13 protein-coding genes are annotated in these 11,036 nt (G+C 68.6%); 4 read left to right on the forward strand and 9 right to left on the reverse strand.

Annotation, left to right across the window (positions count from 1 at the left end):
- Nucleotides 1–10 precede the first annotated feature (10 nt).
- The 5 genes from QM634_RS11745 to QM634_RS11765 all read right to left on the reverse strand — a co-directional run bounded on the left by QM634_RS11745 (nt 11) and on the right by QM634_RS11765 (nt 4,647).
- Nucleotides 11–685 carry an MspA family porin gene (locus QM634_RS11745; RefSeq protein WP_415042960.1) on the reverse strand — a complete coding sequence of 225 codons (675 nt, stop codon included), beginning with the start codon at nt 683–685 and terminating at the stop codon, nt 11–13.
- Between the two features lie 254 nt (nt 686–939).
- Nucleotides 940–1,443, reverse strand: coding sequence for a hypothetical protein (locus QM634_RS11750; protein WP_415042961.1), 504 nt, complete (start codon nt 1,441–1,443; stop codon nt 940–942).
- A 76-nt stretch (nt 1,444–1,519) separates the two neighbouring features.
- On the reverse strand, nt 1,520–2,431 hold the full coding sequence (locus QM634_RS11755; RefSeq protein ID WP_415042962.1) for a hypothetical protein: 912 nt from the start codon (nt 2,429–2,431) through the stop codon (nt 1,520–1,522).
- A gap of 4 nt (nt 2,432–2,435) precedes the next feature.
- Nucleotides 2,436–3,893 carry a serine/threonine-protein kinase gene (locus QM634_RS11760; protein WP_415042963.1) on the reverse strand — a complete coding sequence of 486 codons (1,458 nt, stop codon included), beginning with the start codon at nt 3,891–3,893 and terminating at the stop codon, nt 2,436–2,438.
- A gap of 40 nt (nt 3,894–3,933) precedes the next feature.
- The gene (locus QM634_RS11765) at nt 3,934–4,647 is read right to left on the reverse strand and encodes a TetR family transcriptional regulator (protein WP_415042964.1); all 714 of its coding nucleotides are present in this window, start codon (nt 4,645–4,647) and stop codon (nt 3,934–3,936) included.
- Nucleotides 4,648–4,788: 141 nt separating this feature from the next.
- On the opposite strand from QM634_RS11765, the gene QM634_RS11770 reads away from it, so the two are divergent.
- The 4 genes from QM634_RS11770 (at nt 4,789) to QM634_RS11785 (ending at nt 8,083) form a co-directional block, all read left to right on the forward strand.
- Nucleotides 4,789–5,862: a ferredoxin reductase gene (locus QM634_RS11770; RefSeq protein ID WP_415042965.1), complete on the forward strand. Its 1,074-nt coding sequence runs from the start codon at nt 4,789–4,791 to the stop codon at nt 5,860–5,862.
- A gap of 5 nt (nt 5,863–5,867) precedes the next feature.
- A complete protein-coding gene (locus QM634_RS11775) occupies nt 5,868–7,052 on the forward strand; it encodes a fatty acid desaturase family protein (RefSeq protein WP_415042966.1) in 1,185 nt (394 codons plus the stop codon).
- 97 nt (nt 7,053–7,149) lie between these two features.
- The gene (locus QM634_RS11780; RefSeq protein WP_415042967.1) at nt 7,150–7,494 is read left to right on the forward strand and encodes a hypothetical protein; all 345 of its coding nucleotides are present in this window, start codon (nt 7,150–7,152) and stop codon (nt 7,492–7,494) included.
- A 55-nt stretch (nt 7,495–7,549) separates the two neighbouring features.
- Nucleotides 7,550–8,083, forward strand: a complete 534-nt coding sequence (locus QM634_RS11785; RefSeq protein ID WP_415042968.1) for a DUF4395 domain-containing protein — start codon at nt 7,550–7,552, stop codon at nt 8,081–8,083.
- A gap of 93 nt (nt 8,084–8,176) precedes the next feature.
- Here QM634_RS11785 and QM634_RS11790 read toward each other — a convergent pair whose 3' ends face one another.
- The 4 genes from QM634_RS11790 to QM634_RS11805 form a co-directional block, all read right to left on the reverse strand.
- Nucleotides 8,177–9,049 (reverse strand): DUF559 domain-containing protein, encoded by an 873-nt coding sequence (locus QM634_RS11790; RefSeq protein WP_415042969.1) that lies wholly within the window; start codon nt 9,047–9,049, stop codon nt 8,177–8,179.
- Between the two features lie 78 nt (nt 9,050–9,127).
- Complete coding sequence (locus QM634_RS11795) at nt 9,128–10,072, reverse strand: exopolyphosphatase (RefSeq protein WP_415042970.1); 945 nt, start codon at nt 10,070–10,072, stop codon at nt 9,128–9,130.
- Nucleotides 10,069–10,584, reverse strand: a complete 516-nt coding sequence (locus QM634_RS11800) for a DUF501 domain-containing protein (protein ID WP_415042971.1) — start codon at nt 10,582–10,584, stop codon at nt 10,069–10,071. Before QM634_RS11800 ends, QM634_RS11795 begins: the two co-directional genes overlap by 4 nt.
- Before the next feature lie 6 nt (nt 10,585–10,590).
- A partial coding sequence (locus tag QM634_RS11805; protein WP_415042972.1) for an FtsB family cell division protein occupies nt 10,591–11,036 on the reverse strand: 446 nt, incomplete at its 5' end.

Consider the following 11,036-nt stretch of genomic DNA (forward strand, 5'->3'; position numbering starts at 1 on the left):
AGGTCGTGGGTCAGCCGACGGAGAAGCGCTTGCCGTACAGGTTGAGCTTGTAGTGGTTGTCGCCGGTGGACTCGACGGTGACGAAGGAGCGGGCCATCGCGAACCCCGCGCAGCCGCCGATTTCGAGCTGGGCGCGGCGCCAGTTGAAGTAGTAGGTGCCCGGCTCCTCGAGCTGCTTCTTCTCGAGGGTGACGTAGTAGACCTTGCCCGGGCTCAGCGGCAGGCTGATCGAACCGTTCACCGTCGGGTTCGACGGGGAGAAGCTGCCGCTGATACCGGCCGACATGTTGCCCAGGTTGACCTGGCAACCGACGACGTAGCCGACGGTCAGCGAGGCGGCGGCGCCGGTGGTGGCCGAACCGTTCGAGCCGGGGAAGGCGTCCTCACCGCGGGGGCCGTTGTTGGGACCGGCCTCCTGCTTGTCGATGTGCGGGGCCAGCACCTTGGCCTTGCCCGACAGCCAGGCCGAGCGGCCGGCGCCGTTGGAGGCCAGCGACGGGGCCACGCGGGCCGACTCGTCGGTCTTGATGATCGTCATCCCACCGCCCTTGGCCGTGCCGTTGGGCAGCCGCACAAAGGTGTCGGCCTGCGCGGGGATCGTGCCGGTCAGGGCCGTCGCAGCCACGGCGGCCGCGGCCACGGCGGAGCCGACGGCCAGGCGCCGGGAAGCACCGGAGATAGTCATCTGTTTCCTCACTCATCGGAAGCGTTGGCTTGTCGAGCCGGTCGGAGCGTCATTGCCCCGGCCGCTCGACAACGCGCCGAACGTTACGGAGGAGAAGTGGACAGATGGTTACCGCAATCGGGCTTGGCGTGAAGCGTCGGCGCCAAGTTCGGAAACGGCAGGTGAACTAGCAGGGGTTTGTCGGGAAATACGGGACCGATTCGAACACGGAGTCATTTCAAATCGGTCTGCGCCCAACCCCCGCCGCGACGGCGCTACCGTCGCTCGAGGCCGATTTCCTCGGCGACTCCGGCCTCCCTGATCCAGCGCACGGTGAGCGCCGCCGCGAGCAACCCGGGCAACCCGATCGCGATCAGCGCGACCAACAGCGGCGCCGCCGCCTTGTCGTCGAGCGCGTGGGTGCATCCGTCGGCAATGTTCCCCAGTACGAGGAAGGCGCCGGCGACGAGTGCGGCGATGCCCGCGGCGCGCGCCTTGAAGGCCAGCGCGAGAAGCGGCGGCACGACGCTGAGCGTGTAGACGAAGGCGACGAACCAGGCCATGCCCGAGTTCGGGTTGGTGAGCTCGGCGAAGGCGTCGAGGTGACCGTCGTCGGTGTGTGCGTGGTCGTGGCCGTGCTGGTGGCTGGAATCGCCGGCGGCGAGCTCCCCGACCGAGGAGAACAGGTGGACCACGGCGAAGGCCATGATTCCGATGGCGGTGACCGCCCAGGCGAGAGCCGCGGCCAATCGATTGTTGTGGGTGGGGATGGTGAGCATGACGCCTCCTTTATCGACAATGATTGTCAATAAGAGCATGGCGGGTTCTGCCCGTGCAACCGTTCGGGCGAACTGATCAGCAGTAGCCGCGCGGGAGGTTCTTGCTCTGCGCCGACAACCAGGCACCGACATGGTTGAGGGCCGCGGTGCCGCTCTCCATCGTCGTGCCCGGACCGAAGGTGACCATCGCGACCGCGGTCTGCGAACCGTCGCGATGGGTGATCAGCGCGTTCTGGCGCACGACGTAGCCACCACTCACCCCGGGCCCCCAGCCACCCTTGACCTCGACGGGCGTCTTCATCGTCGTGGCGCCCCACTGCTGGTTGGCGTCGACCCGGCCCATCAGCTGGCGGACGCGCGCACTGTCGGGCAGGCAGGCCATGCCGGCGGTGAACCGCGCAGCGCTCGCCGCGGACCAGCTCGTTTGGCCGAAGATCGTGTACGGCGGCCGCTTCTGCGTCGACGGCACGACCGATTTGGTGTCACCCGCCTCGCGCAGGACCCGGGTGACGGCGGCGGCCGCCTCCTCGTTGGTCCCGAGGGAGTTCCACAGCGCCTGCGCGGCGTCGTTGTCCGACGCCGAGATGGCGGCCACCGTCTGCGGCATCATCGCCCCCTTCTTCCGCTCGGCCGCGATGGCCAGGGGCACCTTGATCGTCGACCACGCGACCTGCGGCGCCGCGTCGCCGATGACGATGGGGGCGGCCGGCACGCCGACGGGCGTGATGGCGACGGCGACCTTCTGGTTCAGGCCCAGCGGCTCCAGCCGCTTGTTCAGCTGGAGGGCCGCGGCGCCGAGCCTGCCGGTCGCCTGGGCCATCGAGGGTCCGGGCGCCGGGCGTTTGACCGTCGACGACGGGGGTGCGGGCACGTAGGCGCTCGACGTCGTCTCGTCGGTCGCGCCGGGTTTGTCGGTGGCACAGCCGGCGAGGGCGAGGCCGATCGTCAGCGCGACGACCGCGCCGGGAACGAGGTGGTTGCGGCTCATCGGTCTAGTAGATATGCACCACGGCGTCGTTGCCGCCGCGACACACCACAATCCCCCGCTCGGGCAGGCAGCTCATCGAGTAACTCTGTCCGGTGACCGGGCTGTAGGCGCTCACCGTGCGCGCCTGGCCCTTCGACCCGGCGGCCAGATAGGCGTCGCGGACCGAGGCCGCGAACGGGCAGGAGGTCACGGTGGTGCCCACGCCGACGGTGTTGTCGCACGGGGTCGAATCGGCGGGCGGGGTCGCGAGGGTCGGCGTTTCGGTCGCCGTCACGGTGACCGGCGGCTCCGCGGTCTCCGACTTCTTCCCGCCCAACGCTCCGATCAGGAAGTAGGCCCCGATGCCGACGCCGAGCAACAACAGTGCGCCGAGCGCCCCGAGGAGCAGGCCGTTGCCACGCCCCTTCGACTGGTCCACATAGCCGGGTGCGAACTGGGGACCGGTGGCGTATTGGGCACCGGTGTACTGCGGCCCGGTCGGGTACTGCGGAGCGGTGTACTGGGGGCCGGTCGGGTACTGCGGCTCGGGATGGGCCGGGCCGGTCGGCAGCGCCTCGGTGGGCGATACCAAGGTCTCGGTCGGTGCCACGGGCATCGCAACGGTGGTCGTGGCGCTGTAGGCGGTCCCGGTGTCGAGGGCGGCCCGCATCGCCGCCGCGAACTCCCCGGCGGTGGCGTACCGGTCGCCGGGTTCGCGCGCCAAACCGCGCATCAGGACCTCGTCGAAGCCGATCGGCAGGCTCGGGTCGACCGAGGACGGCAGCGGCGGGTCGGTCATCAGCGCGGACTTGATCGCCGCCGCCTGGGTGGCGGCGGGGTGCGGCCCCTTGCCGGTCAACGCCTCGTAGGCGACGACGGCCAGGCCGTACACGTCGCTCGCGGCCGTCGCCGGCTGGTCGTCGAACAGTTCCGGTGCGATGTAGGCGACCGATCCGATGGCGGTCCCGACCTGCGTCAGCTGGGGCAGCCCCGCGTCGGCGGCGTGGGCGATGCCGAAGTCCACCAGATAGGCGAAGTCGTTGGGCGTGAGCAGGACGTTCTCCGGCTTGACGTCGCGGTGGACCAGTCCGGCGGCATGAGCGGCGTCGAGGGCCTGGGCGACCTGTTCGACGATGGCGACGACGCGCTGCGGCGCGAGCTTGCCGGACCCGCGGATCGCCGCGCGCAGGTCGGACCCGTCGACGACGCGCATGTCGAGGAACAGCGTGCCGTCGATCGTGCCGAAGTCGTGGATCGGGATGATGTGCGGCTCGTCGAGGCGGGCCACCGCCTGCGACTCGCGGCGGAACCGCTCGGCATACACCTCGTCGTCGGCGAGCGCGGATGCCAACAGCTTCAGCGCGACGGTGCGGTCCTTCTCGGTGTCGACCGCCCGGTACACCTCACCCATCCCGCCACGGCCGAGTAGTTCGCCGAGCTCGTAGCGGCCGAATTGCGTACCCGTGCGGGCCCCGTCACTCATGGGAGCAGACTAGTACGCGCGCACCACTGTGGGAGGGGCGTCAGCCCGAACGCTCCGGGTCCCACCGCGCCATGCCCAGGAAGACCAGGACGAGCTGCCGTTTGGCCCGCTCGATCACCTCTTCCTCGACGACGGCCCCGCGGTACTCCCCGTCGAGCAGATCGGCGACGGCGGTCAACATGATCGTGACGATCAGGTCGGCGACCAGCTCGAGATCATCCGGCGACCAGGCCGCCATGTCGGGCAGACGAGCGAGATCGATGGCGAGTTCCTTGGCGAACAACCGCAGCTCGGTGTCGATGGCCCGGCGGATCTCCGGAACGCCGCCGTGCTGTTCGCGGATCAGGAACCGGAACTGCGCCTCGTTGTCACGGACGTGGCCGAGCAGGATCTCCAAGGAGTTGGTGGCGGTCGGCAGCGCATTGCGGGCGGCCAGGTCGCGACGGCCCTCGCGGAGGGTGCGACGCAGCACGCGCATCGAATCCTCGACCAGGGTGACCCCGAGGTCCTCCATCGAGCTGAAGTGCCGGTAGAAGGCGGTCGGCACGATGCCCGCGCCGCGGGCGACCTCGCGCAGGCTCAGCCCGGAGAAACTGCGGTCGGCGACGAGGTCCATCGTCGTGTCCAGCAGTGCCTGTCGGGTGCGGTTCTTCTTCTCCGCGCGCGACTCGGGCTCCCGGGAGCCGCGACGCGACGACGAGCCGCGCGAGCGGCCGGCCGCCCGCGCGTCACGAGAGTCGTCGGCCGCGGTCACAAGCGTCGAGTGTACGGCGGTGACAGCCGTCACAAGACTCCCCCTTGACGAAACGGTGGCTACATATGGCACACTTTTGGGTGTACAGCCGTTCACTGTAAATGCTCAACCGCTACTCGGACCTCACAGGAGGCAACCACCATGAGCACCCGAATCTCCAGTCTGATGGGATCGGTCCTCCAGGCCGCCCTCACCCCCCACCCCGTCGACCGTTACCTCGAGCTCGTCGACCCGATGATGACCTGGCGCGACCTGCGTGCCGAGATCATCGGCGTCCGCCGGAGCACCGAGCGCACCGTCACCCTCACCCTGCGGCCGACGCGGCAGTGGAAAGGCCACAAAGCAGGACAGTATGTGCAGCTCAGCACCGTTATCGATGGTGTTCGCCACATGCGCTGCTTCTCTCCCGCCAACGCCGCCGGCGACCGTCACGACGACATCGAGCTGACCATCACCGCCCACGACGACGGCTTCGTCTCGCGCCACCTGCGCGAGACCGCGCACCCGGGCATGGTCGTCGGCCTCGACCAGGCCGCCGGTGACTTCACGCTGCCGGAGAACCCCGGCCGCAACGTCGTCTTCATCAGCGGAGGGTCAGGCATTACACCCGTACTCTCAATGCTGCGAACGCTCGTCGCCTCCAACTACCGTGGATCGATGACGTTCGTTCACTACGCGCGCAGCGCCGACGATGTCGCCTACCACGCCGAACTGCAGAACCTGGCGGCGCTGAACCCGAATCTGGACCTGCGCCTGCACTACACGCGGGGCGCATCCCCGGATCACTTCACCGCCGCGCACCTCGCCGACGTCGACACCGCCGACGCCGACATCTTCCTGTGCGGCCCGGCGTCGCTGATGGACGCGGTGCGCGAGCACTGCGAAGGCGCGGGCTTGGCCGACCGCCTGCACACCGAGGCGTTCACCCTCACCGTGCCCGCCGTCGACCCGAATCAGCCGATCACCGGCACGGTGAGCTTCACCGAATCGAAGGTGACCGCCGAGAACGACGGCCGCACCATTCTCGACCAGGCCGAGTCCGCCGGCCTGTCCCCGGAGAGCGGCTGCCGCATGGGCATCTGCTTCTCCTGCACCAAGGTCAAGAAGTCCGGTTGCACCCGCAACGTCCTCACCGGCGAACTGGACACCGAGGCCGACCAGCACATCCAACTTTGCGTCAACACCCCCGTTGGCGACGTCGAAATCGAGGTTTAAGAATCATGGCAACCCAGATCAGCCACCTCTACGAGGTGAAGAGCGACGAGAAGAAGGTCCCCCCGGTCAAGGAGGTGAACCTCACCCACGAGCAGGTCGAGCAGATCGGCCAGGAGCTCGAGGAGCTGCGCGCCCGCATCATGGCCGACGTCGGCGAGTCCGACCGCGAGTACATCTACAAGATCATCCGGTGGCAGCGCGGCCTGGAGATCGGTGGCCGCGCCCTCATGTACGCCGGCTGGTTCCCGCCGGCCTGGATCGCCGCCGTCGGCATGCTCGGCGCGTCGAAGATCCTGGACAACATGGAGATCGGCCACAACGTCATGCACGGCCAGTACGACTGGATGCGCGAGGACACCTACAACTCGCGCGAGTTCGAGTGGGACACCGTCTGCCCCGCCGACCAGTGGAAGCACAGCCACAACTACATGCACCACACCTTCACCAACATCGTCGGTGAGGACCGCGACGTGGGCTACGGCATCCTGCGCATGGCCCGCGACCAGAAGTGGAACCCCTACTACCTGGGCAACCTCGGCTATGCGGCAGCGCTCATGCTGCTGTTCGAGTGGGGCGTCATGCTGCACGACCTCGAGGTCGAGCGCGTCATCTCCGGCGAGCGCAAGTGGTCCGACGTCAAGGGGCTGGTCCGCGGCATGTGGCGCAAGGCCAGCAAGCAGGTCCTCAAGGACTACGTCATCTTCCCGGCGCTGACCGGACCGCTGTTCCTCACGACGCTGGCCGGCAACGCGTCGGCGAACCTGGTCCGCAACCTGTGGACCTTCTCGATCATCTTCTGCGGCCACTTCCCCACCGGTGCGCAGACCTTCACCAAGGAGGAGACCGAGAACGAGACCCGCGGCGAGTGGTACATCCGCCAGATGCTCGGCTCGGCCAACATCGAGGGCGGCGAGCTGTTCCACATCATGAGCGGCAACCTGAGCCACCAGATCGAGCACCACCTGTTCCCCGACGTGCCCGCCAACCGGTACCCGGAGATGTCGAAGGAGGTCCGCGAGATCTGCGAGCGCCACGGCCTGCCGTACAACACCGGCAAGCTGCGCCACCAGCTCGGCTCGACGTGGAAGAAGATCGCCAAGCTGAGCCTGCCCAACTCGTGGACCCGCGACGACGACGACCTGGTCGTCAACATCGAGCGTGCCGCCGACGTGAAGGCCACCGCGAGCTGACTCGCTCGCAAACCCACCAGTTCGGGACAAACCCCACACCGTTTGGGTGTCGGGTTTGTCCCGAACCGTTGGGTTTGCAGGTCTTAGGATTGGTGCCATGAGCAGCGACAAGCCGAAGCGGCGCGAGATCGACTTCGACGCCCTCGAGCGCAACAAGGACTTGGCGCAGGAGGCCGTCCAGGGGACGGCCGCGCGCGTCGGGCGGATCGCGACGATCATCACCAGCGCCGTCGTGGAGGTCGCCAAGGAGATCGGCGACCTCATCTCCGACGGATTCGAGATGCGCGAGGCCGCCAAAAGGGCCAAGGCCGATTCCTCGCGGCTGGACGCGATGGCGGCCGAACGCCTCGACGACGACGAGCACGAGGCGCTGGAACCGCCCGCGTCGACCGTCGAAATCCTCGACGCCGAGGTCACCACCGAGGACGACGAGCGCGGTTAGAGTCACGCTGAGCGCAATTGGGCCGTCGGACCCGTCCGTCATTACCCTTGCGGGTATGGCTCTTCCGAAGGCTCTCGAGTTCCCCAACCCGGTCAACGACTACGCGGCCCGCGCGACCGCCGGCCTGGTGATCCTGCTCGCGATCGCGTCGATCGTCGTGAACCAGTGGTGGCTCTACGCCGTCCTGGCGCTCGGATTCGCGCTGCGCGTCGCCGGCGGTCCGAAGTACTCGCCGTTCGGGCGCCTGTCGGTGCACGTGATCGTGCCCAAGCTCTGGAACAAGGAGAAGCTGGTCCCGGGCCCGCCGAAGCGGTTCGCGCAGACGGTCGGCCTGGTGTTCGGCCTGGTGGCCACCGTCTTCAGCCTTTTCGGGTGGGGCCTGGCCGCCCAGATCACCATCGGGCTGCTCATCGTCGCCGCGTTCCTCGAGTTCGCCTTCGGCATCTGCCTCGGCTGCATCACCTTCGGCTTCCTCCAGCGCCACGGCGTGATCCCCGAGTCGGTCTGCGAGGCCTGCAACAACGTCCAGCTCGACCACGGAGCAGCAACGCTGAAGGTCGACGCGCTGGAGCGCAACATCGCCTCCTAACCGTCGCCCCAGATCCTCGCCGAGCGTGCCCAGAATCTCGCCGACCGTGCCCACTTTTCCGCCGAGCGTGCCCAGAATTTCGCCGACCGTGCCCTAATAGGCGCCGCGTTCGCGTAGTGCATCCTCGATCTCACGCAACACCAGCCAGGGCTTGTCCCAGAGTTTCTCGGCGTCGACGCGAATCACGCGCCATCCCAGGTTGCGCAGTTTGTCATCTCGACGAGCATCCCGGTCGCGCCGAGCCTCAGACGAGTGAAACTCCGCACCGTCGTACTCGATGCAGATGAGCAGCTCCTCGTAGCCGAGGTCCGCCCGAGCAAACACACGTCCGGTCTCGTCCCTCACCGGGATCTGGAGGTCGGGAGTCGGTAGGTCGCTGCGAATCATCAACAAGCGCAGGCAACTCTCCTGCGGTGATTCCGCCCGACCATCGATGAGCGGAGCGATCGCTCGCAACTGCCGGATGTGGCGCCACCCTTTGTGTTCGAGGATGTACCGATTCAACAGCGGTATCGAGAACGAGGTTGCACGATGCAGCGCGTCGAGCTGGCCCAGGCCGCGCCACTCCGGCACCAGGCGACCAACGTCGAATGCAGTGCGCACCGGCGTCGTGACCAGAATGTCGTCGAGTTCCATCACGTCCGCGATCGCGAGTTCGAAGCGCCGCGACGCCCGCCCCTCGAGCCGCTTGCCGCACCCGGACGGCACACGGAGCAATTCGACGCGAAACGCCGGATCGAACCAAGGGTTTCCGTGCAGGATCGACGCGGCCACACCGCCGACGACCGGATTCCCCCGCGCCTTCGACGCCGTCGCCAGGATTCTGTCCCGTGCCGAGAGCAACTGCCGTCGACCCACCGCTGTCGTGCCGTCGATTCGCCGAAGGTCAACCGGATCCATCGGCGGGAGCTTGCCGACCAAGCGTCGAAAATGCTCTTCGCGGGCATACACGTCATCTGTGCTCATACGAGTTAGACGCAGCGCGCCGCCGGACGGCTCCATGTGTTGGACACGCTCGACGAAAATCTGGGCACGCTCGGCGGGTCAGTCGAGGAGGTTGAGGGCGATCCCGTCGAGGATGTCGTGCTCGGAGACCACGAGCTCGTCAATACCCGCCCGGCGCGACATCTGTTTGGCGAGCGCATCGGTGACCAGCGCACCCGCGCCGATGACGTCCACCCGCCCCGGGTGCATCACGCCCAGCTCCGCGCGACGAGCCCGCGGCATGTCGACCAGACTCCAGCAGATCTGCTCCAACTGCCCCAGCGGCACCCGTGCCAGGTGGATGCGCTGCGGATCGTATTCGGGCAGGTCCAGGGCCAGCGCGGCCAGCGTGGTCATCGTCCCCGCGACCCCGACCCACGTCCGCACGTCGGAGACGTCGACGGCCGCGAAGGCCGGTGCGAGTCGCTCGTCGATGAAGGCCTGCGCCGCCGCGATCTCGTCCTCGCCGGGCGGATCACCGGGCAGGCACCGCTCGGTGGTCCGCACACACCCGACGTTCGCGGAGTAGGCCGCGCGGACACCGGAGGCATCCCCGACGACCAGCTCGGTCGACCCGCCGCCCAAGTCGGTGACCGCGAACGGACCGAGCGCCGGATCCAGGTCGCCGACGGCACCGCGGAACGACAGCCGCGCCTCCTCGTCGCCGGAGATGACGCGGGCGACGGCACCCGGCACGACCGTCCCGAGCAGTTCGGCGGTCATGGCGAAGAACTCGTCGCGGTTGGCGGCGTCACGGGTGGCCGACGTGGCGACCATGTCGACGCGCTGCACGCCCAAATCGCGCATCGTCGCGGCATAGCCCGCCAGCGCGGCCCGGGTGCGCTCGATGGCCTCGTCGGCGAAGCGCCCCGTCGCATCGACGCCCTGCCCCAAGCGCACGACCACCATCTCGCGGTGCAGGTCCCGCAGCCCGTCAACGGCGCGGTCGGCGACCAGCAGACGGATCGAATTGGTGCCGCAGTCGACGGCTCCTACCCTGGTCACGACGGCTCCTCACCGGTGAGGCGGGGCCAGTCGGCCGGCAGGGCGGTGCCGCGCAGTCCCTGGTCACAGGCGAGCGACACGGCCTCGTCGCCGAGCGGGTTGAGCCCCGGGCCCTTGGCCAGCGAATGCGCGATCAGCACGTGCAGGCACTTGACCCGGTCGGGCATACCGCCGCCGGTGAAGTCGGTGCCCAGTGATTCGATCGCGTCGCGCTCGGCCAGATAGTCCTCGTGGGCGCGGCGGTAGGCGGCGGCGAGCTCCTCGTCCGTCGTCAGGCGCTCGCTCATCGTCTTCATCACGCCCGACGACTCGAGGCGGCTCGCGGCCGCCGTCAGCCGCGGGTCGGTCAGGTAGTACAGCGTGGGGAACGGGGTGCCGTCGGCCAACCGCGGCGCGGTCTTGACGACCGCTGGCTGCCCGTCGGGCGTGCGGTAGCTGATCTCCAGGACCCCGCGCGGGTCACGGCCCAGCTGCTGCGCGACGACGGCCAGATCATTCGGGGATACGGACACCGCGCGTCACTTCGCCGGCGGCGTGGCCACCGAGTCCCAGAGATTCACGTACCACGGGTTCGCGACGCGCTCGGCCTCACGACGACGCTCCTTGGCAGCTGCTTCCCGACCGGGGATCTCCAGCACGAAGGGCGTCTCTCCGGGGCGGACGTACTGCAGCCGGCCGCGGGCCTGCGCCTCGGTGTACGCCGGATCGCCCTGCTCGTTGACCTTGCGGGTGAGCTCGGTGATCTCGCGCTCGAGGGCGGCGTTCTGCGCGCGCATCTGGCCCGCCTCGGCGCGCTGGGAGAAATAGGTGCGCAGCGGCATCGCGAGGGTGAGCGCGACGAATCCGACGACGACGGCGAGGACGATGGCGCGCCGCGGGTTCAGCCGGTCCCAGCGGGCGGCGAGCTTGCGGGCCGGGGCACTGCCGCCGAGCGGGCGTCGGCGAGTCTGGGCGGTGCGGCGCC

The sequence above is a fragment of the Gordonia sp. (in: high G+C Gram-positive bacteria) genome (genome assembly GCF_047606305.1).
In the GTDB taxonomy this organism is placed as follows: domain Bacteria; phylum Actinomycetota; class Actinomycetes; order Mycobacteriales; family Mycobacteriaceae; genus Gordonia.